The 24,202-nt window shown below is 70.3% G+C and carries 18 protein-coding genes; 7 read left to right on the top strand and 11 right to left on the bottom strand.

Annotated features, from left to right (window positions below):
- Positions 1-10: 10 nt before the first annotated feature.
- The 5 genes from iolB to AC1C2S_RS07535 all read right to left on the bottom strand — a co-directional run bounded on the left by iolB (position 11) and on the right by AC1C2S_RS07535 (position 5,203).
- The gene (iolB, locus tag AC1C2S_RS07555; RefSeq protein ID WP_495351911.1) at positions 11-994 is read right to left on the bottom strand and encodes a 5-deoxy-glucuronate isomerase; all 984 of its coding nucleotides are present in this window, start codon (positions 992-994) and stop codon (positions 11-13) included.
- Positions 995-1,044: 50 nt separating this feature from the next.
- Positions 1,045-1,953 carry a class I fructose-bisphosphate aldolase gene (locus tag AC1C2S_RS07550; protein ID WP_495351910.1) on the bottom strand — a complete coding sequence of 303 codons (909 nt, stop codon included), beginning with the start codon at positions 1,951-1,953 and terminating at the stop codon, positions 1,045-1,047.
- Positions 1,943-3,010: a 5-dehydro-2-deoxygluconokinase gene (gene iolC, locus AC1C2S_RS07545; RefSeq protein WP_495351909.1), complete on the bottom strand. Its 1,068-nt coding sequence runs from the start codon at positions 3,008-3,010 to the stop codon at positions 1,943-1,945. The genes AC1C2S_RS07550 and iolC overlap by 11 nt, the downstream gene beginning before the upstream one ends.
- 121 nt (positions 3,011-3,131) lie before the next feature.
- Positions 3,132-4,451, bottom strand: coding sequence for an FAD-binding oxidoreductase (locus AC1C2S_RS07540; RefSeq protein ID WP_495351908.1), 1,320 nt, complete (start codon positions 4,449-4,451; stop codon positions 3,132-3,134).
- Between the two features lie 158 nt (positions 4,452-4,609).
- Positions 4,610-5,203, bottom strand: a complete 594-nt coding sequence (locus AC1C2S_RS07535) for a TetR/AcrR family transcriptional regulator (RefSeq protein ID WP_495351907.1) — start codon at positions 5,201-5,203, stop codon at positions 4,610-4,612.
- A gap of 108 nt (positions 5,204-5,311) precedes the next feature.
- Between AC1C2S_RS07535 and AC1C2S_RS07530 the strand changes: the two genes are divergently transcribed.
- Positions 5,312-6,118 carry an SDR family NAD(P)-dependent oxidoreductase gene (locus AC1C2S_RS07530; RefSeq protein ID WP_495351906.1) on the top strand — a complete coding sequence of 269 codons (807 nt, stop codon included), beginning with the start codon at positions 5,312-5,314 and terminating at the stop codon, positions 6,116-6,118.
- 67 nt (positions 6,119-6,185) lie between these two features.
- Here the strand turns inward: AC1C2S_RS07530 and AC1C2S_RS07525 are convergent, their stop codons facing one another.
- Complete coding sequence (locus tag AC1C2S_RS07525; protein ID WP_495351905.1) at positions 6,186-8,375, bottom strand: S9 family peptidase; 2,190 nt, start codon at positions 8,373-8,375, stop codon at positions 6,186-6,188.
- Positions 8,376-8,574: 199 nt separating this feature from the next.
- Between AC1C2S_RS07525 and AC1C2S_RS07520 the strand changes: the two genes are divergently transcribed.
- Positions 8,575-10,158: an MFS transporter gene (locus AC1C2S_RS07520; RefSeq protein ID WP_495351904.1), complete on the top strand. Its 1,584-nt coding sequence runs from the start codon at positions 8,575-8,577 to the stop codon at positions 10,156-10,158.
- Positions 10,159-10,267: 109 nt separating this feature from the next.
- Here AC1C2S_RS07520 and AC1C2S_RS07515 read toward each other — a convergent pair whose 3' ends face one another.
- The 3 genes from AC1C2S_RS07515 to pdxR form a co-directional block, all read right to left on the bottom strand.
- Entirely contained in the window at positions 10,268-10,675 is a 408-nt protein-coding gene (locus AC1C2S_RS07515; RefSeq protein ID WP_495351903.1) for a hypothetical protein, read from the bottom strand.
- Entirely contained in the window at positions 10,672-11,163 is a 492-nt protein-coding gene (locus tag AC1C2S_RS07510) for a LysM peptidoglycan-binding domain-containing protein (protein ID WP_495351902.1), read from the bottom strand. Before AC1C2S_RS07510 ends, AC1C2S_RS07515 begins: the two co-directional genes overlap by 4 nt.
- A 125-nt stretch (positions 11,164-11,288) precedes the next feature.
- Positions 11,289-12,749, bottom strand: a complete 1,461-nt coding sequence (gene pdxR, locus AC1C2S_RS07505) for a MocR-like pyridoxine biosynthesis transcription factor PdxR (protein WP_495351901.1) — start codon at positions 12,747-12,749, stop codon at positions 11,289-11,291.
- Positions 12,750-12,826: 77 nt separating this feature from the next.
- Between pdxR and AC1C2S_RS07500 the strand changes: the two genes are divergently transcribed.
- The 3 genes from AC1C2S_RS07500 (at position 12,827) to AC1C2S_RS07490 (ending at position 17,236) form a co-directional block, all read left to right on the top strand.
- The gene (locus AC1C2S_RS07500) at positions 12,827-13,531 is read left to right on the top strand and encodes a pyridoxamine 5'-phosphate oxidase family protein (protein WP_495351900.1); all 705 of its coding nucleotides are present in this window, start codon (positions 12,827-12,829) and stop codon (positions 13,529-13,531) included.
- A 298-nt stretch (positions 13,532-13,829) separates the two neighbouring features.
- Positions 13,830-14,021 (top strand): hypothetical protein, encoded by a 192-nt coding sequence (locus tag AC1C2S_RS07495; RefSeq protein ID WP_495351899.1) that lies wholly within the window; start codon positions 13,830-13,832, stop codon positions 14,019-14,021.
- Positions 14,018-17,236, top strand: coding sequence for a helix-turn-helix transcriptional regulator (locus tag AC1C2S_RS07490; RefSeq protein ID WP_495351898.1), 3,219 nt, complete (start codon positions 14,018-14,020; stop codon positions 17,234-17,236). The genes AC1C2S_RS07495 and AC1C2S_RS07490 overlap by 4 nt, the downstream gene beginning before the upstream one ends.
- A gap of 254 nt (positions 17,237-17,490) precedes the next feature.
- Here the strand turns inward: AC1C2S_RS07490 and AC1C2S_RS07485 are convergent, their stop codons facing one another.
- Both AC1C2S_RS07485 and AC1C2S_RS07480 read right to left on the bottom strand, forming a co-directional pair.
- Positions 17,491-19,014, bottom strand: coding sequence for a leucyl aminopeptidase family protein (locus AC1C2S_RS07485; protein WP_495351897.1), 1,524 nt, complete (start codon positions 19,012-19,014; stop codon positions 17,491-17,493).
- Complete coding sequence (locus AC1C2S_RS07480) at positions 19,011-20,684, bottom strand: MFS transporter (RefSeq protein WP_495351896.1); 1,674 nt, start codon at positions 20,682-20,684, stop codon at positions 19,011-19,013. Before AC1C2S_RS07480 ends, AC1C2S_RS07485 begins: the two co-directional genes overlap by 4 nt.
- A 155-nt stretch (positions 20,685-20,839) precedes the next feature.
- On the opposite strand from AC1C2S_RS07480, the gene AC1C2S_RS07475 reads away from it, so the two are divergent.
- Entirely contained in the window at positions 20,840-22,603 is a 1,764-nt protein-coding gene (locus AC1C2S_RS07475) for a threonine/serine exporter family protein (protein WP_495351895.1), read from the top strand.
- 27 nt (positions 22,604-22,630) lie between these two features.
- Positions 22,631-24,190 (top strand): SLC13 family permease, encoded by a 1,560-nt coding sequence (locus AC1C2S_RS07470; RefSeq protein WP_495351894.1) that lies wholly within the window; start codon positions 22,631-22,633, stop codon positions 24,188-24,190.
- The last annotated feature ends 12 nt before the right edge of the window (positions 24,191-24,202 follow it).

Below are 24,202 nucleotides of genomic sequence, written 5' to 3'. Positions count from 1 at the left end.
TTGTTGGAGGTCACGGGCGAGGTCCTTTCGCATCACGGGTATAGGGCAGGCGGGCGTCGACGGGTTCGGACTCCCACGAGGATCGGACCCAGGCGTGCCCGGGCTCATCGGTGATGTGCCACACGCGCTCGCCGGGGCCCGCCATGATGTTGAGATAGTAGAGGTCGTTGCTGGGCGGGGCGGCCGCCGGCCCGTGGAAGCCGCCCGGGATGAGCACCACGTCGCCGCTGCCGACGCGCTCGTCGAGCTCGATCTCCGTCGCGGCCGACGAGGTGGCGCTGAAGAGCGCGTAGGGCGACGCCGCGCCCGCGTCCCCGACCGCGACGGCGACAGCGACGGCGTCAGCCGACTCCGGCGGCGCGACCTCGAAGTAGTAGATCTCCTCGAGCTGCGATTCCCGCCCAGCCAGCTCCTCGTCATGCTTGTGCGGCGGGTACGACGACCAGTTGCCGGCCGGCGTGATCACCTCGCAGACGATCAGGCGCTCGGCGTCGAGCACGGCCGGGGTGCCGAGGTCGTGCACCTGGCGGCTCGCACGCCCGCGACCGCGAAGTTCGACGGGCACTCCGTCGCGTTCGATGCGGCGAAGCGGATGCCTCGTGGTCGCCGGCGCCTCGGCCACCGCGACGCGGCCAGTGCCCGAAAGCGTCGCACGCGTTCCCGGCGGCAGGAAGAGGGTGTCGGTGGGGCCGTCGAAGACGGATGCGCGGCCCTCGAGTTCGACCTCGTGCAGCACGCCGTCGTCGGTGTGTGCGCGCACGCGGCATCCGCTCGTCAATGGCACGATGAGCCGTTCGACCTCGCCCGCGGGCAGTTCGACCTCACGACCGGCGAGCTCGGCGACCCGCAGCCCCGTGTGCTGCCAGCCGGGAAGCGACGAGTCGACGACGATGTCCCAGCCGTCGCGGGCGAGGCTCGCTCGCGGGTGGAACCAGGGGTCGTCGTTCGGCCGGGTCCGCTTCGCCTTCGGGGTCGTGCTCGACTGGTCGGTCACGGATGCTCCTTCGAATCTCGTCGGCGTTGCAGCGCCGCGCCGTCGCGTCGTCAGCGCTCGTGCACGAGTGCTGACGCAGTGTCGACGGCGCGCTGCACGTCTCCGTCGGGAGGATAGACGAGCGTGCGGCCGACCACGAGCCCGCGCACGCCGGGCAGGGCGAGTGCGTGCTGCCAGCTGGCGTACATCGCCTCGGGGTCGCCGGCGCGTTCGCCGCCGAGCAGCAGAGTGGGCAGCGTCGTCGCCGCCATCACCCGCTCCATCTCGTCGACGACCGGCAGCTTCATCCAGGTGTAGGCCGAACTGGAGCCGAGGCCCGCGGCGATCGCGACGGAGGTGATGACGGCGTCGGCGGTGAGATCGTTGACGCTGCCGCCGCCGCGGAGTGAGCTCATGAACGGCTCGACAATGATCGGCACGCCGGCCTGTGCGGCAGCCGTGACGGCCGCTGCACAGGCCTCGATCGTCGCCGCCGAGCCGGGGTCCTGCAGGTTGATGCGCAGCAGCGCCTTCGCGACATCGAGGCCGTCGCGCACGATGCCGTCGATGTCGTAACCCGTGAATCGGTCGTCCATCTCGAAGCTCGATCCGCGGAGCCCGCCGCGATTCATCGAGCCGACGACGACCTTGCCGTCGAGTGCGCCGAGCAGTGCGAGGTCGTCGATGATGTCGGGGGTGCCGAGCACGCCGTCGACGCCAGGGCGGCTGAGGGCCAGGGCGAGTCGGTCGAGCAGCTCGTAGCGGTCGGCCATGGCCATGGGCTCATCGCCGACGCCGAGGGCCCCGCGTGCCGGATGGTCGGCCGCGAGGATGAAGAGCCGGCCGTTCTCGCCGAGCAGGGGTCGTCGCGAGCGAGCGGCGTGGGCCGCCGCGATCGCCGCGGGGTCGTTCGCCCGCTGGTCGCGAATGGCGGCGAATCGGTCGTCGTCGACGAATCGTCGAACGGTCTCAGGATGCATCGGCGGCCCCTCCGTCGCGTGCGTGCTCGGGTTCGAGGGTGATCCCGGTGGCGCTGCCTGCGCCGGTTCGCTCGCGGGTGTCCGCGCCGGCGCCGGTGCCCGCTCGCTCGCGGGCGAGCTCCTCGACCTCGGCGGTCGTCGGCATCGCCGTCGAGCACTCCCTGCGGGAGGCGACGATGGCACCGGCGACGTTCGCGAAGGCGATCGTGCGCTCGAGCGGCCACCCCGCGAGCAGGCCGTGGCAGAACGCGCCGCCGAATCCGTCGCCGGCGCCCAGCCCGTTGACGACCTGAACCGGGAAGGCGGGCGACTCGACGGTCTCATCGCGTGTCTTCGCGAGTACGCCGCGAGGGCCGAGCTTCACGACGGCGAGCTCGATGCCGCGATCGAGCAATGCGTCGGCTGCGCGGTGCGGGTCGCGTTCGCCGACGGCGACCTCGCACTCGTCGAGGTTGCCGACCGCGACGGTCACCGAATCGAGGGCGGCGGACACCTCGCGCCGGGCCTCATCGACGGAGCGCCAGAACATCGGGCGGTAGTCGAGGTCGAGCACGGTGAGCGGCCGCCGATCGCGGGCGAGCCACGCGGCGTGATGGGCGGCCCGGCTCGGCTCCTCGCTCAGGCCGGTCACGGTCGACCAGTAGATCTTCGCCGAGCGGATGTCGTCGAGCGGCAGGCTCTCGGGCGTGATCTCGAGGTCGGGCGCTTTCGGCTTGCGATAGAACGTCAGCGGAAAGTCGTCGGGCGGGAAGATCTCGCAGAACGTGAGCGGCGTCAACAGCTCGGGCACGGTGGCGACGAATTGCGGGTCGACCCCGAAGTTGCCGAGTTCGCGCCGGATGTATCGGCCGAACGCGTCGTCACCGGTGCGGGTGATCACGGCGCTCCGGCGCCCGTGCCGGGCGGCGGCGATCGCGACGTTCGTGGCGCTTCCGCCGACGGACTTGCTGAAGAGCTCGGCCTCGTCGAGATGCACGCCGTCGCGCGTCGGATAGAGATCGATGCCCACGCGTCCGATGGTGATGACGTCGAAGGGCGATGCTGTCGTGGTGGTCATACTGCGTCGTACAACTTTCTGCCGGTGCCGCGGGCGGTAGAAGCAGTCTACACAGAATGTCCTAACAAAGTGGAACGAGCGGATGCCCCGGACCTCAGCCGCGGCATCCGCTCGCCGTTGCTCAGCTCGCCGGCGTGATGTTGTGGTTCTGCCGGAACACGTTGCGCGGATCGAGCTGGGCCTTCACGCGACGAAGCCGCTGCAACGTCGCCGGCGGGTACATCGCCCGGATGACCTCTTCGCCGGTCTCGACCGAGAAGTTGCCGTAGACGCCGCTCGTGAACGCGAGGGCTGCGTCGTTGCCGGCTTTCACGGCCGCCACCTGCTCAGCCGGTGCATCCGTGGGCAGTACCCCGTTGACGATGAGGAACGCCTCGGCGTCACGGTGGGCGATCGCCGTGGCATCAGGTGCCACGCGCGAGAACGCGCCGCCGAGAGCGCGCAGCATGGCCATCGTCGGCACCTCGCGGTCGTATGCGGCGGCGACCGCATCGAGCGCTGCATCGGAGAGGTCGGGCACGAAACCGTTGCCACCGACGAACTGGAGCGGCGGCCGCCCGGGTGGGGCGTCTTCGAGCAGGTCGCCGTAGGCCACCGGCGCGAGCGAGACCTCGGCGACCGACGGGAGCGCGAGGAGCGGTGCGAGCAGCTCGCGAAGTCGCTCTTCGCTGCCCTGCAACGCGACGCCGAGCTGCGGGCCGGCGGGCACGCCCGGGGCGAACGCCGGCATCAGCATGAGCGTCGAGTTCAGCTCGTCGGGGCCGTCGCGCATGATGTCGCGCCACGCCCGCAGCACCGCCGGCACGTCGGACCGGTCGAACCGCACGTGCCCGCCGACGAGGCCGTCGGCGGGCGCGGCCTGGAAGACGAACTGCGTCACGACGCCGAAGTTGCCGCCGCCGCCGCGGAGCGCCCAGAACACGTCGGGGTGCTCGGTCTCGTTCACCGTCAGCACCTCACCGGCTGCGGTGACGAGCTCGGCCTCGCGGAGCGCGTCGATCGCGAACCCCTGCCCGCGGACCAGCCAGCCGATGCCGCCGCCGAGGGCGAGGCCGCCCACGCCGACGTCGCGCGTGTCGCCCGAACTGATGCCCAGACCGTGCGGGGCGAGTGCTGCGGCGACATCGCCCCAGCGGGCACCGCCACCGACGGTGACGAGACCGTCGTCGCCGACTTCGATGGCCGTGAACTCGGCGAGGTCGACGACGAGGCCGTCTTCGACGGGAACGAGGCCGTGGCCGCCACTGCGCACGGCGATCGGAAGGCCGGCTGCCGCCGCGAGGGCGACAGCGGTCGCAACTTCTTCGGCGGTGTGCGGTCGCACGACCGCTTCGGGTTCGCCGACGCCGGCGAAGACGGTACGGCCGGCGTCGTATTCGGTTGCGCCGGGACCATGGGCCCGGCCTGGAATTCGCTCACTGAGATCGGAGAGAAGAGACATTTCGCCAGTCTGGCAGCGGCCTGCGACATCCGGAATGCTGCTCGCTCAGCGCTGAATCCGTGCGTTCGCATGCTCATCGATCGGCTTCGTCGAGCTCCTCGCGGATCTCACAGCTCACGAGCGGCGGTGGTAGCGGGCGGTGCGACGATCGCCCTCGATCACGAGCCCAAACGTACTGCTGCTACCGCACGGTCGTAGAGCGCCCCCAGATCACCCGCGCCGCCGCCGCTGACCCAGAGCTCTCCTGCTACATCCAGGCAAGCGATCGCACTTGCGACGACCGCGACGGGTGCCGGGTCCGACAGGGCGTCTTCCGCGAGTCCGAGGCGACGCCGAATGTCGGGCACCAGTAGTGACTGCCAGTGCAGATGCTTCTCGATACTGCGCGCCCGCAGGGACGGCGTCCCGTACATCATCGTCGCGATCTTCAACGTGACCTCGGGATCGATGGCGAGCGCATCGACCGCGTGCAACGCCTGCCGAAGTGCTTCCCAAGGGCCGACCGTCGAGGGCACCCCCTCGAGCGCATCCCGCATGAGTTCCCCCTGGCTCGCCAGATCGCCCAGAACGATGTCTTCCTTGGTGCCGAAATATCGGAAGAACGAGCGGCGCGAGATGCCCGCTGTCGATGCGATCTGATCTATCGTCGTCTGCTCGAAACCTTGATCTAAGAACAGCCCCATCGCCACCGTCGTGATCTCCGCATATGCCGCCTGACGCGATCGTTGCCACAAAGTCGATTCAGTGTTCACCCCAGTAGCCTACCCCGGATGCCTGTTTGACACTCAGTGCCACATAGGCATACATTCTCCATGTGGTCGCGGATCGCGCCTTTCACCCCACGGATATCGGAGCAACTCATGCCCGCATTGGACTACCCGAAACAAACCATCCTCATCACTGGAGCGTCATCAGGCATCGGCGCGACCTTCGCTCGCGCACTGGCCGCTCGTGGGGCCAACCTGGTGCTGGTCGCCCGGCGCCGGGATCGCCTTGATGCACTCGCCGCCGAACTCAGGAAGGCGCACGGCGTGACGGTCACCGCGATCACTCAGAATCTTGGATTGGCATCCGTAGGCGTTGAGCTTTCGGCGGCGGTCGCTGCGGCAGGGCTCCACGTCACGGGCGTCATCAACAACGCGGGCTTCGGCACGTTCGGCGACTTCGTCGAGGAAGACCCCGAGCGTCTCGGTCAGGAGATCGCCGTCGATATCAGCGCACCCGTCCAAATCAGCTCTGCCTTCCTGCCCGACATGATCCAGGCGGGCGAGGGCTTCCTGATCAACGTCGCCAGCATGGCCGCTTACACGCCCACCCCGCGGATGGCCGTCTATGGAGCGGCGAAAGCGTTCGTGCTGAGCTTCACCGAGTCGCTCTGGGCTGAGACCCGTGCATCGGGAGTCACCGTCTTCGCCCTGTCGCCCGGAGCGACGAGCACAGAGTTCAACGCCGTCGTCGGAACAGACGACGCCACCGCGGGCGCCCGGATGCGGACACCTGACGACGTCGTCGCCACCGCACTCGCCCACCTCGACCGGCGCAACCCTGGCCCGAGCGTGATCGACGGCTCGTCCAACCGGATCGGCGCGAACATCGGCCGAGTGATGAGCCGGCGTAGTACCGCCGCGATGATGCATCGCCTCACCGACCCCGCCCGCCGCCGCTGACCGATGACGCCTCCCATGAAGACCGCCATCGTGACCGGCGGATGCCGCGGCATCCGCTCGCCTCGAATCACTCGCCGCTCGGGTGCGCTCCCGCTGCGTCGATGACCCATGCGTACGCGAACGCCCGCTCGCGCCACGCCGAGTAGCGCCCAGAGACGCCGCCGTGCCCGGCCGCCATCTCGATCTTCAACAGCGGCTCGGCGCCGACATCCCGAAGGCGAGCGACCCACTTGGCCGGCTCCACGTAGAGCACCCGTGTGTCGTTCAGCGAGGTCACCGCGAGGATGGGCGGGTAATGCCGCCCGCCATGGGCCCCGTCGTGCACGTTCTCGACGGGGGAGTACGACTTCATGTAGTGGTAGACCTCTTCGTCGTCGAGCGGGTTGCCCCACTCGTCCCATTCGATGACCGTGAGCGGGAGCGACGGATCGAGGATCGACGTCAACGGGTCGACGAACGGCACCTCGGTGAGGAACCCCGAGAAGTGCTGCGGCGCGAGATTCGCGACGGCTCCGACGAGTAGCCCGCCGGCGCTGCCGCCCTGGGCGACGAGCCGGTCGGGTGCCGTGATGTCTTGATCGATGAGGTGCCGAGCCGCTGCGATGAAGTCGGTGAAGGTGTTGCGCTTCTCCAGCTTCTTGCCGTGCTCGTACCAGAGGCGGCCCATCTCGCCGCCACCGCGCACGTGCGCGATGGCGAAGATCATGCCGCGATCGAGCAGCGAAAGGCGAGGGATGCCGAAGCCGGGGTCGATGGAGTATTCGTACGAGCCGTAGCCGTAGAGCAGCGTCGGGGCGGGGGTGCCGAGGTCGACGAGGTCGTGCCGGTAGACGAGCGAGATCGGCACCCGGGTGCCGTCGTCGGCGATCGCCCACTCGCGGCGCTGGGCGTAGCGAGTCGCGTCGTAGTCGCCGAGCACGGGCTGGCGCTTGCGCAGCTTTCGTTCGCCGGTGGCGACGACCACGTCGTACACGGTCGACGGCGTCACGAAGCTCGTGAAGCCGATGCGCAGCGTCGGCTGCGCCCAATCGGGATTGCTCGCGAGCCCGACCGAGAACAGCGCCTCGTCGAACGCGAGCTCGTGCAGGGTGTCGTCGGTGGTCGCGCCGGCCGGCAGCCCGGCCGGCGGCACCTTCGCGATCGCCACACGTGGCAGACCCTCGCGCCGGTACTCGACCGCGACGAAGTCGCGGAACGCGTCGACTCCTTCGAGTCGCACGGCGGGATCGTGTGGCAGCAGCATCCGTCGCTCACCCTGCGGGTCGGATGCCGCGACGCTCACGAGCTCGAAGTTGACGGCTCCGTCGTTGTGCACGATGAGCAGGCGATCTTTGCCGCCGGCGACGATGTGTTCGACGTCGTACTCGACCCCGTCTTTGCGCGGCCACACCACGGCGAACTCGCCCGTCGGCTCTGCCGCGTCGAGCAGCCACGTTTCGCTCGTGACGTTCGAGCCGGCCTCGATGAGCAGGAACTTGCGGCTGCGGGTGAGGCCGACGCCGAGCCAGAACCGTTCGTCGGGTTCGGTGAAGACCGAGACGTCATCGGATGCCGCGGTGCCGACCTCGTGCCGCCAGATCGTGTCGGGCCGCCATGACTCGTCGACGGTCGCATAGAAGACGTAGCGGCCGCTCGGGTCGAACGTCGCGCCACCGGCCGTGCCCTCGATGACGTCGCCGTACTCGCGGCCCGAGTCGTCGAGCGAGCGCAGCCGGATCGTGTAGCGCTCGTCGCCCTCGATGTCGATCGCGTACAACAGGGTGGACCCGTCTGGGGTGACGTCGAAGCTGCCGAGCGAGTAGAAGTCGTGGCCCGCGGCCTCGACGTTGTCGTCGAGCAGCACCTGTTCGCCTGGGAGCGATGAGCCCGTGTCTCGAGACGCGTCGCCTTCGGCGCCGCTACTCGACAACCGATCCGTCACCGGGGGTTCCCAGTCGTCAGGGCCCGCGGCCGGCACCCGGCAGTGGATGCCGTACTGCTGCCCCTCGACCGTGCGGGTGAAGTACCACCAGTCGCCCTCGCGCGTGGGCACGCTGAGGTCGGTCTCTTGAGTGCGGGTCTTGATCTCCTCGAAGATCTGCTCCTGCAGGATCGCGAGGTGCTCGGTCTTCGCCTTCGTGTACGCGTTCTCTTCGTGGAGGTGCGCGATGACGGCCGGGTCGTCCTTCTCGCGCAGCCACTCGTAGTCGTCGACGACCACGTCGCCGTGGTGCACGCGTTCGATGGGTCGCTTGTCGGTCTTCGGCGGAGTCAGCACGCTCCCACGGTACGCCCCCGCGGCGGCTCGGCAGATCACGGAGAGTCTTCGCGAAGCAACGTCGACTGAGGTGACCGCCGACGACTTCACGGTGCCCGCAGGCGTGGCGAAAGGCGAGTTCGTGGGGCAGGCGCTCTTCGCCGGAGGCTCCCCCCGATCTGGCTCTTTCCGGCGACCGCGAGATGTGGTTGGGTGAGCCATGGACTCCGGTGAGGGCGCCGCGAAGCCGTTCAACGGGCGGCTTGCGCTGCTCCTCGCGATGGCGATGTTCGTGCTCGTCGTCGATACCTCGCTCATGAACGTGTCGATCTCCGCGGTCGTGGAGGACCTCGACACGACCGTGAGCGGCGTGCAGGGTGCCATCGCGCTCGAGGCACTCGTCTCCGCCGCGTTCATCCTCATCGGCGGCAAGACCGGCGACCTCATCGGTCGGAAGCTCGCCTACGTCCTCGGGCTGCTCGGCTACGCCGTCGGCGCGATCGCCATGACACTCGCCCAAGACCTCACCGCGATCATCCTGTTCTGGGCGATCATCGGAGGGATCGGCGCGTCGCTGCTGCTCCCGGCGATGCAATCCCTCATCCACGGCAACTTCGAAGGCGCGCAGCAGAAGCGCGTGTACGCCCTCGTCGGCGCCTCGGCCGCGATCGCTGCCGGCGTGGGCCCGTTGCTCGGCGGCGTCATCACGACGTTCCTCTCCTGGCGGGTGGGGTTCCTCCTCGAGGCGGTCGTCATCGCCGTGGTGCTCTCGGGCATCGGGCTCGTCAAGGATGTGCGCTATACCGGCTCGCGTGCGGTCGACTGGGTCGGTGCGGTGCTCTCGGTCGTCGGCATGGGCGGCATCGTGCTCGGCATTCTCGTCTGGCAGGAGGGCGGGCAATACGTCGCCCTCATCATCGGCGTCGGGGCGATCGCGCTCGTCGGGTTCGTATGGTGGCTGCGGGAACGCAAGCGACGCGAGCGCGCGACCCTCGTCGATCCGGTGCTGTTCGAATCGAAGGTGTTCAAGGCGGGGGTGAGCGGTCAGCTCCTGCAGCAGATTGCGCTGGGCGGTTCGATGATCGTGCTCCCGCTCTACCTGCAGATGGTGCTCGGGTACAACGCACTGCTCGCCGGTCTCTCCATCGCGCCGCTCTCGCTCAGCATGTTCGCGGTCGCACTGGTGGCCGGGAAGCGAGCGAACGGACGTCCGAGCTCGATCATCCTGTGGGGTTTCGGGCTCCTCGTCGTCGGCTTGGCCGCGGTCGTGGTCGTCGTGCCGCGTGCCGACTCCGGATGGTGGCTCGCGATTCCGCTGGTCGTCGCCGGAGGCGGGCTCGGGCTGCTCGTCTCGCAGCTCAACAACTACACGCTGTCGCCGATCTCCGACGAACGGGTGAGCGAGGCGGCGGGCGTGAACTCGGCCGCGGGTTCCTTCGGGCTCTCGTTCGGCCTCGCCTTCGCCGGCGCCATCATGCTCGCCGTGCTCGCCTTCACGTTCACTGCTCGCGCGGAATCGAGCGCGGTGCTCGAGCCCGCGGAGCAGCAGCGCGTCGCGGTCGCCCTCGAGGAGGACGCCCAGCTGATGTCGGACGAGCAGCTCGAGGAGCTGCTCGTCGACCAGCCCGACGACGTGCAGGAGGAGATCATCGCGATCAACACCGAGTCCCGGCCGATCGCGTTGCAGGTCGCCTTGCTCATCCCGATCCTCGCGGGACTGCTCGGCATCATCACCGCCTTGCGGATGCGGCGGCTGCCCGACCCGAAACCCTCATCGGCCGCTGAGGGAAGCGTGCTCGGCTGACCGCGGAGCTCATCCTGAGCCAGGCGCTGCTCGGTGCGGGTGACCCGGGCGCTGCGGCATCCGGCGACTGAAGGCGCTCATCGCCATGGTGGTGCGCCGCCGCCGCCCCTCACTCGGTTGACTCCTTGACCTGCCAGCGGCCGTCGCCCTGGTCGATCAGCACACCGCTCACTCTGGCGCCGTCGCGCTCCGCCGAGAATCCGATCGGCAGCAGCCCCTTGTCGGAGAGGCTCAGGCCACCGCTGAACGTGGGCGAGACGTACCCGAGTTCCTCGAGCGCCTGCGTGCGCGCCTGGGTGTCCCAGATGCCCGAGAGTGTCCACGCCATCGCGCCCGCCGTGAGCGCCGAGACGAGGAAGACCACGAAGCCGAGTTCGCGGATGGGCTTCGAGCGGCGGCGCGTGCCGAGCACGGAGACGACGACGCCGATCGCGAGTGTGACCACGGGAATCGCAACAGGCCACGGGTTCCACGGGGTGATCGTGACGATCGCATCGACTTCGGCAGCGAAGCTCACCCGGTCTTGGTCCAGTCGAGGTTGATGACGTCGCCGATGTAGACGTTCTCGCCGAAGTCGTGCACTTGCGGGTTCATCCGCAGCAACTGCTGCTGCGGCAGGTCGAAGCGCTGGGCGATGTCGAAGAAGTGGTCGCCCGAGACGACGGTGTAGCTGATGGGCATGCCCGAGCCGTCGAGCACGGGGGAGCCGTTCGCACCGTCGCCCGCGCCGAGATCGACGGCCGGACCCGGCTCGTAGACGGGCGCAGGCGCGTTCGGCACCGGGTCGGGAGCGGGGGCAGGCACGAGCTCGGCGGGCGGAGCCGCGACCGGCGTCGGAGTGGGAGTGGGAGTGGGCTTCGGCGTCGCGGTGACGGTCGCGACGATGGTGACGGGCGGCGGGGTCGGTGCAGCGACGCACCCGCTCAGCGCGAGCACGCCCGCTGCTCCGAGCACTGCACCGAGACCGAGAGCGGATGCCGCTCTCCTGCCGATTGCTCGCTTCACCGGGCCTCCCGACCGTAGGGCGGCGCACCGCCCTCGGCGCACCGGTCGGTTCACACTATGGGTCGAGTCGGGCTTCCGACAAGTGGCCGATGGTCGTATTCGCATCGGGATTCCGGCAGTTCGCGTCATCTCGGTGCGCCGCGTGGCGAGAGCCGGTCGAGGATCGCGGCGCGGATGCGCGTGAGCCCTTCGCTGAGCTGCGTGTCGCTCGGCGCCGCGTAGCCGAAGACGATGCCGGGCTGCCCCTCGCCGGGCACCGCCGAGTAGTCCGGGAGCGGCGCGACGGCGACACCTTCGGCAGCGAGTCGGGCGACGACGGCAGCGGATGTCGCGGCATCCGGCAGTCCGATGACCGCGTGCAGCCCGCCGTCGAGCCCGGAGAGCGGGGCGCCGGGCAGCCCGTCGAGCGCGGCGAGCACGAGTCCGCGTCGGTGGGAGTACTCGCGCCGCGAAACCGCGATGTGCCGGCGCACGGCGCCGCTCGCGAGCAGCGCGGCCATGGCATCCTGCGCGACGCCGGGCACAGGGCAGGGCTCGTCGGCGCGGGCACGGGCGATCGCGTCGCGCAGCTCGGCGTTCGCCCCGGCGGGCGGCAGCACGAGGTAGCCCAGCCGGATCCACGGGGTGAGCACCTTCGAGAAGCTGCCGACGAGCACCACGCGGCCGGACTCGTCGAGCGACGCGAGCGCGGGTAGGGGCGGGCCGAGGTGTCGGAACTCGCTGTCGTAGTCGTCTTCGATCACGAGGGCGCCGGTCGCGCGCGCCCACGCGAGCAGTTCGAGCCGGGTTCCGACGGGCAGGCGACCGCCGAGCGGGTACTGGTGGCTCGGCGTGACCATGACGGCGTCGGCGCGGCGCGGCATCCGTCGCAGTGCGTCGAGGTCGAGCCCGTCGGCGTCGAGCGCGACTGGTGCGGTGCGAGCGCCGTGGCGCTCGAGGGTGCGGCGCGCCGACGGATAGCCGGGATGCTCGACCGCGACCACTGCGGCTCGCCCGGCGACGGACCCGAGGGCGGAGGCCGCGACCCCGAGCGCCTCACTCGTACCCGCGGTGATGACGACGTCGTCGGGCGCGCATGAGAGGCCTCGAGCGTGCCGCAGGTGGTCGGCGATCTCGGCGCGCAGTCGATCGACGCCGAACGGCGGCGGAGCAGTGGCCGGGATCTCGAGTGACGCGGCATGCCGCCAGGCCGCACGCCACGCACGTCGGTCGATGCGCGAGGTCGAGGGGCGACCTGGCAGGAGGTCGATGCGCGGCTCATCGACCGGCGCAGCGGATGTCGCGGCATCCGCTCGCTCGTCGAGCCCGTGAGCGCTCGCGACGCGCGTCGCCGCGGGGTCGAGCTCCGCGACGCGCGTCGCCGCTCCCTGCCGCATCTCGAGGTAGCCCTCCCCGGCGAGCTGCTCGAACGCCGCGACGGCTGCGCTGCGCGAGACGCCCAGTTCGTTCGCGAGCGCGCGCGTCGAAGGCACGGGGTCGCCCGGGCGGAGGGCGCCGCGGAGGATGCCGCGGCGCAGGCCGTCGACGAGCTGCACGACGATCGACTCGCCTGATCCGCGGTCGACGGTGAGGATCGGCCCGTCCATACGACTCCCGACTGGACTGGTGAAAGCTGCAGGAACTGGACTGCAGGTGCGACCAGTGTAGCGCCGAGACTCGAAGCATGACCACGATCGACCCCGCCGCCCCTGCACCCGCCGGAACACCCGCACCCCGCCGCATCCGCCGCTTGCCCGAGCGCCAGAGCGCCGACCGCGACGCCCTCTTCGAATTGCTCGACTCCGAACTCGTCGGCCACCTCGCCGCCGTCGTCGACGGTGCGCCGATCATCGTGCCGATGGGGTACGCCCGCGACGGCGAGCATCTGCTGGTGCACGGCTCGACCGGCGGCGGGTTCGCCCTGCGCGCGGCATCCGAACGCCAGCCCGTGGCCTTCGCCGTGACCGCCCTCGACGGCCTCGTCTTCGCTCGTTCGCTCTTCGACAGTTCGATGAACTACCGCAGCGTCGTCGTCTACGGTGTGCTCGAGCCGGTCGAGGGCGAGCGAGCGGATGCCGCGCTCATCGCGCTCTCCGAACGACTCATGCCCGGCCGCTCATCCGAAGTGCGCGCCACGACACGCAAGGAGGCTGCGGCGACCCGCGTGCTGCAGCTTCGCCTCGACGACGTGGTCATGAAGGTGCGTGCGGCCGGGGCATCCGAGGCTCCCGACGACGGCGAGGACCACTCCGTGTGGGCCGGCGTCGTGCCGCTCGGCAAGGCCTGGGGTTCGCCCGAGCGTTCGGCGCTCACGCCCGAGTCAACCCCGACACCCGCCTCGGTGGTCGCCCTGACGACATCGACCGGCCAGGGCCGCAGGCTTCTCTGAGGTTTCATCAGATTCCGTGAGTGCCCATCAGAAGGGAGGTGCGCGATGTTCGCCATCCTGTTCCTCGCAGCGTTCGGCCTGGTCGCCGCCGTGGCGGTCTCAGCCGCGATCGTGCAGTTCGGCCGTGACGGCTACCGCCGTACACCGACCCTCTCCCGTTAACCGGGAGCGTCGGGTAAGTGGGTCCCGTCGGGGGAGGCACCGCGAAATAGGGCGATCGCCCGATGGGCCTCAGGCACCTTAGCGAGCACGCTGGAGGCATCCGGTCGGAAGTTCCGGAAGAGCACCAGGAGGAATCATGCAGTTCTCGGCAGACTTCGTCGCATTGCACGCCCACCAGACCGACGTGCTGCGCGCCGAGCACGAGCTCAACCTGCAGCGCGGTGCCGAAGAGAGCGGGTCGGGCGACGCGGTGGCGTCGCCCGGCACCGCTGCTCGAGGGCACCGTCACCACCACGCTCACCGCGCACCGCGACTCGCGTTGCGGTGACCACGGCACTCCCGGCCGCCCGAGCCGTGCCTCCGGCCGCGATGGCCGCCGGACCCCAGCTCGCGAGACCGGCGGCGTCAGCCCCAGCCGGTCCGCGGGTGCATCTGCATCCGCTGAGCGCCCCCGACCCGATTCCGCTGAGCGCGATCACGGATGCCGCGGCGGCCGCCGCTGTCAGTGGTACGTGGCACGATGAGATCGTGACCATGTCAGTGGCGGCCATGATCGGTCGCGACGCCGACCTCTCGAGGCTCAACGAGCGACTCGACGAGGTGCGCGCAGGCGCGCCGTTCACCGTCATCATCGGCGGTGAAGCCGGCATCGGCAAGACCCGGCTCATCCGCGAGTTCCAGCACGGGCTGCCGGCCGACGTGCAGCTCCTCGCCGGTCAGTGCGTCGATCTCGGCAGTGTCGCGGCGCCGTACGCTCCCGTCAAGGCGGCCTTGCGCACGCTCATCGCCGAGCTCGGGCCCGAGCGGGTGCTCGAGGCGGCCGGCCCCGGTCGCTCGGCGCTCGCCGCGCTCCTCCCCGAGCTCGCGGCGTCCGAGACCGACGTCCGGCCCGCCGCGGCACTGGCCGGTGTCGGCGCCGCCACCGGCCAGCTGCACGAGGGCATCGCGGTGCTGCTCGAGACCGTCTCCCGCGAGCGCCCTCTCGTGCTCGTCATCGAAGACCTGCACTGGGTCGACGCCGCGACGCTTGCACTCCTCCGATTCCTGATGCGCGCGCTGGGCTCGAGCAGAGTGCTCACGGTGCTCACGTACCGCAGCGAAGACGTCACGCGGGGGCATCCGCTGCGCCCCTTCCTCTCCGAGGCCGAGCGCGACCGCTGGGTCGAACGCCGCGATCTCTCGCGGCTCACTCGCGCGCAGGTGCGCAAGCTCGTGAAGGCGCTCGTCGTCGACGAGGAGCCCAGCGCGAGCGTGCTCGACACCGTGTTCCGCCGCAGCGACGGCGTGCCGTTCTTCGTCGAAGAGCTCGTCGGCATCGACGGATGCCGCGACGAGGGCTTCGTGCCCGACACCCTCCGCGAACTCCTGCTCGCCCGTTACGAGCGACTGCCCGATCCGGCACAGGAGCTGCTGCGGCTCATCTCCACCGGAGGCGTGCGCATCTCCCACGCCTTGCTGTCCGGCGTGTACGCAGGCACAGCCGATGAGCTCGACGCCGCGGCACGCCAGTGCGTGCTCTTCGGGGTGCTCACGATCGAGGGTGACGACTACGCCTTCCGACACGCGCTCGTGCGCGAGGCCATCCTCTCCGACCTGCTGCCCGGCGAGCGGGCGCGCTTCCACGCCCGGTACGCCGAGGCCTACGAAGCGGCCGCCGCCGCGGGCACGCGTCGACTCGCGGCCGAGATCTCCTTCCACTGGCTCGGCGCGCACGACGCGACGCGAGCCTTTCCCGCGACCATCCAGGCGATGCGCGAGGCGCGCGCCGCTGCGGCGTATACGACGGCAGCGCAACTGGGTGAACGCGCGCTCGGCCTGTGGGACGTAGTGCCAGATCCGGCCCGGGCCGCCGGCATGGGCAAGCTCGAGCTCATGGGTCGCACGGCCTCGCACCTCCGCAACGCCGGCGAAGGCGAGCGAGGGCTCACGCTCGTGAAGGCCGCCCTCGCCGAGTGCCCGCGCGACGATCCGCACTACCCTCGGTTCCTGCGCGACAAGGCGATGTACCTCGCCAACGTGGGGCGGCCGGGTTCGATTCCCGTACTCGAAGAAGCGCTCGAGGCGCTCGGCGAGCACGGCTCGAGCGAGATTCGCATGACCGTGCTCACCGGTCTCAGCGGCCGACTCATGATCGAGGGTCGGCTCGACGAGGCCGTCGAGACCGCAGAACGTGCGCTCAGCGTGGCGCTCGAGCTCGATTCGCCGAGATACGCGTCGATCACCACCAACATCGCAGCCGTCAGCCGTGCCAGTCGTGGCGAGGTCGAGGCAGGTCTGGCCGGCCTCGAGCGCGCACGTGATCTCGCCGCCGACGATGGAACGGCGCTCCTGCGCTACTGGGTGAACGCCTCCGACCTCCAGTACCTCGTTGGAAACTACGGCGAAGCGGTGCGGCTGGCCGAGGCAGGCCTCGAACAGGCGCGCGCCCAGGGCGTCGAGCGCAGCACCGGCGTGCTGCTCGCGTCCAACGCTGTCGACCCGCTCTTCGCTCTCGGCGAATGGGATCGCGCCGCCGCGCTGGTCGAGCGCGCCCTCGCCCTCGACCCTCCCGGCCCGTTCGGCGTCTACCTGCAACGCGCACGCATCTGGGGCATCCTGTGGCTCGGCGAACCGGTTCGTGCGGCCGAGCAGTTGCGGCGCGTCCGATCCGCCTGGGGCGAGGTCATGGAGGTCGAGACGCAGACGAGGCTCAGCGTGAGCCGCGTCGCCGCCGAGGTGGCGCTCGCCAACGGCGACGTGGCCGAGGCGTGGCGAGAGGTGCGGCGGGTGCTCGAAGAGCACGACGTGCCACTACCCGGCTACGCGCTACCGGCGCTCTGGGTGGCGGCGCGAGTCATCGGCGCCGCCAGATCGGGTGCGCCCGAGCGTGCAGGGGGCATCTCCGATGCGCTCGCCGCCGAGATCGGGGCGGCCGAGCCCACGTTCCGTGCGCTGCTCGATCGGCTGACCGTGTGGCCGACGCATCCGCTCTGGGCCGCGTTCTTCGACGCGGAGCTCGCCGAGGCGCCCGGGGGCGCCGCCGGCTCAGATGTCGCGGCCTGGAGCGCAGCGGCGAAGACCGCCGCCGCGCCCACCGCGCCCGGATACCTCGCACCGTTCGCCCTCCTCCGACAGGCTGAGGCCGAACTCGCGTGCGGCGATCGCGCCGCCGCCAAGGTGACGCTGCAGAGCGCGCTCGACCTGGCGCTGAGCGGCGGGGTCGGTGCGGTTCGCGACCGGGTCTCCCAGGTGGCGGCCGCCGCAGGGCTCGCGCTCGACGGCGGCATGGGCGCCGGCCGGGGCAAGGCGGCGAACAACGCCGGGGCACCGGGCATCGCGGGCGCCGCGGCATCCGATGCCGAACTGGCCGCTGCGACCGCCGAGCTCACCGCTCGCGAACGACAGGTGCTCGAACTCATCGCCGAGGGGCTCAGTAACCGGCAGATCGGTGAGCGACTCTTCATCAGCGGCAAGACTGCGAGCGTGCATGTCTCGGCGATCCTGCGCAAGCTCGGCGCGGCGACCCGCACCGAGGCGGCCTACCGGGCGGGCGTGCTGCGCTGACGCCGGCGCGCCGCCCTGCCGCGCACCCCATGCCGCGCACCCCATGCCGTGCACCCCGTGCCATGGCCCATGCCGTGCAGCAATTCAGGAGCGGAGGCGTGTCGTCCGGCGTGTTGCGTGGCTGAAGCGACGACACGCCGTGCGCTGACCTGAATTGCTGCAAGGCTCGGGCGAGCGAGAAGGCAAGGCGCGGGCGAGCGAGCGAGCGAGCGGAAAGGGCTGGGGATGGGGCCGGGGCGAGGACCAGGGAGCGCTCAGCGCACCGGGCGGAACCCCCGCGCGACGTCGATGAGGATGCGCGCACCGAACCCGGTCGCACCCTTCGAGCGCCACGAGTCGTCGGCATCCGACTGCATCGTGCCCGCGATGTCGAGGTGCGCCCACGGGGTCGCGCCCACGAAGTGGTCGAGGAACAGCGCCGCCGTCGTCGCGCCGGCGAACGGGCCGCCGAGGTTGGCGATGTCCGCGACCTCCGAGTCGAGCTGCTTGCGGTACTTGCGCACGAGCGGCAGCCGCCAGACTTGCTCGTCGGTCTCGGCCGACGCTCGCTCCACGGCCGTGAGCATCGTCTCGTCGTTGCCGAGCAGTGCCGCGACCGATGGGCCGAGTGCCATGAGCGCGGCTCCCGTGAGCGTCGCGATGTCGACGATCGCATCGACGTCGTCTTCGTTGGCGAGTGAGATGCCGTCCATCATCACGAGCCGTCCCTCGGCGTCGGTGTTCCTCACTTCGACCGTGGTGCCATTGCGCGCGGTGAGCACGTCGCCGAGCTGGTACGCCGAGCCCGACGGCATGTTGTCGGTGCACATGAGCCAGCCGCTCACGGTCGCGGTGGCACCGAGCGCACGCAAGGCGGTGAAGGCTCCGAGCACGGATGCCGCGCCGCCCATGTCCATCTTCATGAGCAGGTGCATCGGGTCCGACGGCTTCAGGCTGATGCCGCCCGAGTCGTACATGATGCCCTTGCCGACGAGGCCGAGGTGTCCGGTGGAGGATCCGGCGGGCGTGTAGCGCAGCTTGATCATGCGCGGCTCTTCGGTCGAGCCGCGATTCACGCCGAGCAGGCCGCCGCAGCCGAGGTCGATGATCTGCTGCTTGTCGAACACCTCGACGTCGAACCCGAACCGGGCACCGAGCTCGACGGCGACCCCGGCCAGGTCGGTCGCCGTGAGATGGCTGCCGGGCGCGTTCGCCAGGTCGCGGGCGATGTTCGCCGCTCGCGAGGTGATGAGGCCCACCTCGATGCCGGCTGCCAGTTCGGCGGCGTCGGGCGTCGCGGGCAGCACGTCGCCGATTCGCAGGGCGAGTCGCTCGAGCGGTGTGCCGGGGGGCTTCGTCGAGAGGCCCGTGTAGCGGTATCGGCCGAGCGCCGCACCCTCGGCGATCGCCTGTCCGGCGGCCGCCCGGTCGAGGCCCCCGAGCGCCGGGATCTCGAAGCCGAGGCGGGCGCTCGCCGATGCCGCGCGCACGAAGGTCGCGGTCGCGTCGCGCAGGCCGTTGACGGTCAGCTCTGCGGCCGCGCCGCCGCCGACGAGCACGGTGGCCTCGTCGCCCGGCACGAGCAGAGTCTGTCCGGGCTTCGCGTCGAACCCGGCCCGATGCCACGCTGCGGGGTCGAGCCCGGCGATGGACGCCTGCTCCGAGGCATCCGTGAAGACGAGTACACCGGTGGTCTCGACGTCGCCGAGCGCGTCGTCGAGCACGACCGCGGGGGAGTGCGCGAGCGACGGCGTCGCGGTGAAGTCGGCCGGAATGAGTTTGTTCGGACTGCGGGTCATGCGAGCGCCTCTTCTTCGTCGACGGGATCGATGGGGTCGTCATCGTCGGGTTCGATTTTCTCGGGCAATTCGTCCTTGCGTCGGCCGGGCATGCGGGTCGCCGGCACGATCGCGAGCAGCGCGAGCGCCGCGAGACCGAGCAGGGAAACCTGCAACGACTGCAACCGCGCCTCGGCATTGATGAGGATGGCGGCGTCGAGTTCGGGGCCTGTCGCCCGGGATTCGAGGGCGGCGGCGAGCTGCTCGTTCGTGAGGAAGTCGGCCTCGTTGAAGTTCACCTGGGCGATGAGCTCATCGGAGATCTCTGGGTGCTCCTGCGCGCCACTCAGGAGCAGTGTCGAGAGCATGCCGACCGCGAAGGCCGTGCCGACGGCGATGCCGACGCTGCCCGAGATGTTGTGCACGAGCCCGCGCCAGGCGCCGACGTCACCCGCGAGTTGCTTCGGCGCCGCGGAGAGCAGGGTGTTGAACACCAGTGCGACGATCGAGCCCTGGCCGAGGCCGAGCAGGATGAGTCCCACGATCACGAAGCCCTGGCTCCACTCGCCGCGCACGGTGAAGGCGAGCAGCGTGAGCGCGGCGGCCACGACGACGAAGCCTGTGCTCGCGAGCACCCGCGGCGGGAACCTGCCGTAGAGCGACGCGATGAAGGTCGAGGCGAGGAAGATCGACAGCGTGTACGGGATGATCGAGAACGACGTCTCGATGCTCGATCGGCCCTGCACGACCTGGATGTACAGCGGGATCAGGAAGTTCGCGGCGGTGCCGACGAAGAGCATGATGCCCATGCACGCGGTGATCGCGCGCTCGGAGCCCGTCGCGAGCACTCGCAGGTCGAAGATGCGCGGCTTGCCCTCGCGCCCGCGGCGGCGAAGCCACGTGAAGAACACCTGACCCACGATGAGGCCCGCGAGCACGAGGAGCGGCGCCGGCGAGATGCCGAGGATGTCGAACGGTGCCTGGTTCGTCGCGAGCCAGACGCCCCACGTCGCGAGTCCGGAGAAGCCGAAGCTCAGCAGGATGACGGCGACGGCGGCCAGCACGGCGCCGGTCCAGTCGATCGAGAGGCCGGGCTGGGAGGGCACTCGCTTCAGCCGGAAGCTCAGCAGCACGTTGATGAGTGCGAGGACGACCATGAGCACGAACGACCAGCGCCATCCGATCGTGTTCGCGAACCAGCCGGCGAGGAGGAGGGCGAGCACGCCCGCCGCGGGGATCGCCGCGGCGAGCAGGCCGATCGCCCTGCCCTGCTGCGGTCCGTGGTAGTTCGTGGCGATGAACACCGTGAGCGCCGGGGCGATGAGCGCGATCACGGCACCCGACGAGGCCTGAGCGATGAAGAGCATCGCCGGAGAGACGCTGAGTGCGACCCCGAGCATGGCGACGCCGTGGATCACGACGGCGATCTGGAAGACGCCGCGGCTGCCGAAGCGCGACCCGACCTTCGCACCGAGCAGGATGAATGCGGCCATCGCGAAGGTGCCGGCGGTGATCGCAGTGCCGACCGAGCTCGCAGGGGTATCGAGTTCAGTCGTGATGCCGGCCATCGACACGGTCAGTGCGTTCACGGCGAACGAGACCTGGATCTGCGTCAGCACCACCACGATCAGCGGCAGCCACGAGGTCTTCGATATCGGAACGGCGACGGATGCCTCGGCCTGCATGCTCATGAACGATCCCCTCGGTTCACAGATACTGTGCTCACCGTAGTGCGTGAGCCTCGCTCAGCGATACTGCCGCGACCGTGGTGGCGATGAATCTCCGCCCCGCACTCCGGACGGCAGTTCATTGAGTCGTGACGACTGCGACGACTACAGTGAGCGTCATGTCAGCCGGGGGGCGTGCGCGGGTCGCCTACGTGCTCGCGGCATTCGCCGTGGCCGCGATGCTCGGGGTCGGCGCGCTCGCCGCGGCCCCGTCGGGGGCGGTTGCGATGAGCCCTGTGGTCGAACCCGTCCAGCCGACGGCGCCGGCCGGGGAGGCGCCGGCCGGGGAGGTGCCGCCGACGGAACCCGAACCCGAGCCCGAACCGGGGCCGGAACCGGGGCCGACGGAGGATCCGAAGCCGCCCGTCGAGACCGTCGAGCCGCCGGCCTCCGAGGCGCCGGCACCAGAAGCGCCCGGCGACACCGTCGACGAGAACGGCGATGACGGCGGAGGTGACCCTGAGGATGCGCCGGTGCTCGAACCGGTGCCGCCCGCGGCATCCGATGTCGAGGATCGTTCGCCGTGGTCGTGGATCATCGCTGCGATCGTGCTGCTCGCGATCGCCGCTGTGCTCCTCGCGATCCGGCGGCCAGGCGCCGCCGAGCCCGTCGCGGAGACCGGCGTGATAGACGCGACCGGCGGCGCCGTGGTGCACGGGGTCGCCGCGGCCGAGACCCTGGCCGCCATGGAGGCCACGGGTGAGGCGATGATCGACGCGGGGTACTCGGTGACCACCGTGGGCGCTGCGCTCGAGGACATCGCCAGGGTGAACGGCATTCCCGAGACCGAGACCATCGTCTTCCCGACCGCGCTGATCGTCTCCGCCCGAGGCGTCGGCGAACTCCGCACCGGTGCCGTTTCGAGCGGGCACAGCCGCCTGATGCTGTACCAGGTCGACGAGTTGCACCGCACGGTCGAAGCCGCACGGGCGGGCCGCATCGACCCCGTGACGACGAAACGGAGCATCCGGAGGCTTCGCCGCCAGCCGGCACCGTACTCTGCGACCCAGCGCGTCGTCGCGTACGTGCTGCTCTCCGCGGGTCTCGCGGTGCTGCTCGGCGCCTCATGGGTGGGCGCCGCGGTCGCAGCGGTGCTCGGTGCGATCGTCGGCGGGGCGTTGCTCATCGCGGCACGCGCACCGCGCGACTACCAGGCACTCGTGACCGTCGGTATCGCGTTCTTCGTCTCGATCGCGGTGTTCCTGCTCATCCGCATGGGTCTCGACCCCGGCGTGCTGCCGTCGCTCATCGCCCCCCTCGTGACGTTGCTGCCGGGGTCGCTCCTCACGACGGGTGTCATCGAACTGTCGACCGGCCAGATGATGGCGGGCGCCGGCAGGCTCGCCGCCGGGGGGATGCAGCTCGTGCTGCTCGCCGTCGGCATCGTCGCGGGCGCCGCACTCGTCGGCGTTCCGGGCGTCGAGCTCACCGCGGCATCCCAACCGATCGGGCCGATCGCGCCGTGGATCGCGGTCGCCGTCTTCGGGGTCGGCATCGTCGTGCACCAGTGCGGTCGCCGAGACTCGATCGGATGGATCCTGCTCGTGCTCTACACGGCGTACGGCGCGCAGGTCATCGGCGACATCTTCTTCGGCGGCGTGCTCTCGGCATTCGTCGGGGCGCTCGTGATGACGCCGGTCGCGGTGATGGTGGCGCGCCAGCGCACCGGTCCGCCCGCCGTGGTCAGCTTCCTCCCGGCGTTCTGGCTGCTCGTGCCCGGTGCGCTCGGGCTCGTCGGGGTGGCCTCGATCCTCGGCGGCGACGAGGCGGGCGGGACGACCCTCGTCGCGACGGTGTCGACGATGGTGGCCATCGCCCTGGGCACGCTCGCCGGATCGGCCCTGACCAGCGGTTTGAGATCATCTCGCGGACCCCTGCTGTGACGGATGCCGCGCCGCTAGTCTGAGCGAATGGACCCCGTCGCGACCACGCTCGTCATCCTGGCGCTCGCGATCGTCGCGTTCATGTCGAACCGCGTGCCGCTCGGCATCGTCGCGATCGGTGTCTCGGTGGCGCTCTGGCTCACCGGCATCCTCGATCTCGGGCAGGCGCTCGCCGGCTTCGGCGATCCGACGGTGATCTTCATCGCCGCCCTCTTCGTCGTGAGCGAATCGCTCGACTCGACGGGGGTCACGGCGTGGGCCGGCCAGCAGGTGATCGGTCGGGCGGGCACGAAACGCGGGCCGCTGCTGCTCGTCGTGTGCCTGCTCGTCGCCGGCGTCACCGCCCTCATCAGCGTGAACGGCGCCGTGGCGGCGCTCATCCCCGTCGTCGTCGTGGTCGCGACGCGCGCCGGTATCCCGCCGTCGCAGATGCTCATGCCGCTCGCATTCTCGGCTCACGCCGGTTCGCTCCTCGCGCTCACGGGCACGCCGGTGAACATCATCGTGAGCGAGACGGCCGCCGACGCCGGCGCCCGGCCGTTCGGCTTCTTCGAGTTCGGTCTCGTCGGTGTGCCCCTCGTCGTCGGCACGTTGCTCATCGTCTCGCTCATCGGGCGTCGCCTGCTGCCCGAACGTGCGCCGACGACACTGCCGCAAGACGTGAGCGAGCACGCCCGCACCCTGCGGCAGCAGTACGACCTGCCCGAGGAGACCGAGCTGATCGGGGTGCGCCGCGGCGTGACCGAGGTCGTCGTCGCGCCTCGCTCCGAGCTCATCGGCCTGCACCTCTTTCCCGGCATGGTGACCCCGAGCGGCGATCTCGTCGTGCTCGCCGTGCAGCGCGGCGGGGAAGACCTCGTCGGCGCCGACTCGCGCCTGCAGGTCGGCGACACGCTGCTGCTCACGGGCCCGTGGGACCAGCTCGAGCGCAACACCGCCGGCCCCCATGTGCTCGTCGTCGACGAGCCGGCGCTGGTGCGCCGCTCGGTGCCGCTCGGCGGCGGCGCGAAGCGCGCGATCGTGATCCTCGCGGCGATGGTGGTGCTGCTCGCCACGGGCCTCGTGCCGCCCGCGATCGCGGGCCTCGCCGCGGCATCCGCTCTCGTGCTCACTCGCGTGGTGTCGCCGACGCAGGCCTACCGCAGCATCTCGTGGACGACTGTCGTACTGGTCGCCGGCATGATCCCACTCTCGACGGCGTTCATCAGCACCGGCACCGCCGATGTCATCGCCGATGGACTGCTCGGGCTCGTCGGAGACGCATCGCCGTACCTTGCACTGCTCGCGATCTGCGTGCTGACGATGGTGCTCGGCCAGCTCATCTCGAACACCGCGACGGTGCTCATCATCGCGCCCGTCGCGGTCGTCGTCGCGGCCGACCTCGGCGTCTCGGTGCTGCCGTTCATGATGGCGCTCACGGTCTCGGGGGCCGCGTCGTTCCTCACCCCGGTGGCGACCCCCGCCAACACGATGGTGCTCGAGCCCGGCGGATATCGATTCGGCGACTACTGGAAGCTCGGTCTGCCGTTGCTGTTGCTGTTCCTGGTCGTCGCGGTGTTCTACGTGCCGCTCATCTGGCCGTTCTGAGCTTCGCTCGAC

It is taken from the genome of Agromyces sp. Y782 (assembly GCF_059445405.1).
This window is presented reverse-complemented; position numbering and strand designations above follow the sequence as displayed.

What these genes read in the sequence shown, in the direction of transcription:
- AC1C2S_RS07550 (WP_495351910.1), bottom strand. Translation starts at nt 1,953, where the DNA reads ATGCATCCTGAGACCGTTCGACGATTCGTCGACGACGACCGATTCGCC.
- iolC (WP_495351909.1), bottom strand. Translation starts at nt 3,010, where the DNA reads ATGACCACCACGACAGCATCGCCCTTCGACGTCATCACCATCGGACGC.
- AC1C2S_RS07540 (WP_495351908.1), bottom strand. Translation starts at nt 4,451, where the DNA reads ATGTCTCTTCTCTCCGATCTCAGTGAGCGAATTCCAGGCCGGGCCCAT.
- AC1C2S_RS07530 (WP_495351906.1), top strand. Translation starts at nt 5,312, where the DNA reads ATGCCCGCATTGGACTACCCGAAACAAACCATCCTCATCACTGGAGCG.
- AC1C2S_RS07520 (WP_495351904.1), top strand. Translation starts at nt 8,575, where the DNA reads ATGGACTCCGGTGAGGGCGCCGCGAAGCCGTTCAACGGGCGGCTTGCG.
- pdxR (WP_495351901.1), bottom strand. Translation starts at nt 12,749, where the DNA reads ATGGACGGGCCGATCCTCACCGTCGACCGCGGATCAGGCGAGTCGATC.
- AC1C2S_RS07500 (WP_495351900.1), top strand. Translation starts at nt 12,827, where the DNA reads ATGACCACGATCGACCCCGCCGCCCCTGCACCCGCCGGAACACCCGCA.
- AC1C2S_RS07495 (WP_495351899.1), top strand. Translation starts at nt 13,830, where the DNA reads ATGCAGTTCTCGGCAGACTTCGTCGCATTGCACGCCCACCAGACCGAC.
- AC1C2S_RS07485 (WP_495351897.1), bottom strand. Translation starts at nt 19,014, where the DNA reads ATGACCCGCAGTCCGAACAAACTCATTCCGGCCGACTTCACCGCGACG.
- AC1C2S_RS07480 (WP_495351896.1), bottom strand. Translation starts at nt 20,684, where the DNA reads ATGAGCATGCAGGCCGAGGCATCCGTCGCCGTTCCGATATCGAAGACC.
- AC1C2S_RS07475 (WP_495351895.1), top strand. Translation starts at nt 20,840, where the DNA reads ATGTCAGCCGGGGGGCGTGCGCGGGTCGCCTACGTGCTCGCGGCATTC.
- AC1C2S_RS07470 (WP_495351894.1), top strand. Translation starts at nt 22,631, where the DNA reads ATGGACCCCGTCGCGACCACGCTCGTCATCCTGGCGCTCGCGATCGTC.